Raw genomic sequence first — 1,097 nt, 5'->3', positions numbered from 1 at the left:
CAGGACCAGAGCGGCGATGCCGACGAGGCGGCGCACGGCGAGCCGGTTGAAGACGACCCGTTCCAGCCGACTGCGGCCGAACAGGAAGAGCGCCGGCCCGCCGAGGATGACCGCGAGCCAGGCCGGCACGGAGGGCCCCTGGGGATTCGCCAACACGATTTCCGAGCCAGCCGCGGCCAAGGTGATGCCGAGCACCATGAGCAAATGGGCCACGCCGACGATCCCACCGGCAGCTGCCCGGTTCGACGCCATCTCGACGGCCTCGGCCAGCACCTGGCCAGCGCGATAGAAGTAGATCCGCCACATCAGAACGGACGTCACGAATGTGACCACCAGGGCCGCCTTTGCGGCGAGCGTGGCGGGGTGGGTGGCGTAGGTGAGGCCGATGGACAGCACCGTCTCGCCGAGCGCGATCAACAACAGTTGCTGGTAGCGCTCGGGGAGGTATCGGCTGCTGGACATCGCCCACGCGCTGGTCGGTGGTCGGCCCATGCCGGGTACCGGCCATCTGACCCGCGCCACGACCAGGTCCACGGTGACGGCGATCAACCACAGGGCCAGCCGGTAGTTCCCGCGCATCGCCGCCCCGGCGAGCCAGATGACGCCGGAGACGCCGGCCCAGATGGCCAGGCGGGTGTAGAGCGCCCGTACGTTCTCGTGCTCCCGTAACAACGGCCGGAGCACCACGGGGCGTCCGATGTGCAGCACCACGTACACGATGGCGAAGTAGGCGCCGCGTTGCTCGAACTGGTACAGGGACGTCGCCATGATCAGCAGGCCGAACGCGCTGACCAGGACCAGCAGCTGAATCCAGCGGTTGCGGTAGTCGAACCGGCTGGTGAGGTACGCGGTGGTGGTCCACAGCCACAGCAACGGCAGGGCAAGAACGATCGTGTACAGCAGCGACAGCCAGCGCAGGCGCACGTTGTCGGAGAGCAGGTCCGGCACGATCCGGCTGACGACCCCGACCAGGGCGAAGACCAGCACCAGGTCGAAGAACAGCTCCAGGAAGCTGGCCTGCTGGGCGTCCTCCTCGCCGCGCATGATGCCCCCGGTCTGCGCCGGCTCCGATGGTCGCCCCATCCGCCCATGGTCGC

At 68.5% G+C, this 1,097-nt stretch carries 1 protein-coding gene; it reads right to left on the bottom strand.

Going from position 1 to position 1,097, the window contains the following annotated elements; all coding sequences use genetic code 11:
• Positions 1-1,083, bottom strand: a 1,083-nt coding sequence (locus ACFYOS_RS36465; protein ID WP_387151940.1) for a low temperature requirement protein A, incomplete at its 3' end; no start/stop codon positions are given.
• Between the last annotated feature and the right edge of the window lie 14 nt (positions 1,084-1,097).

The organism is Micromonospora sp. NPDC005806 (assembly GCF_042871425.1).
Lineage (GTDB): Bacteria > Actinomycetota > Actinomycetes > Mycobacteriales > Micromonosporaceae > Micromonospora.
This window is presented reverse-complemented; position numbering and strand designations above follow the sequence as displayed.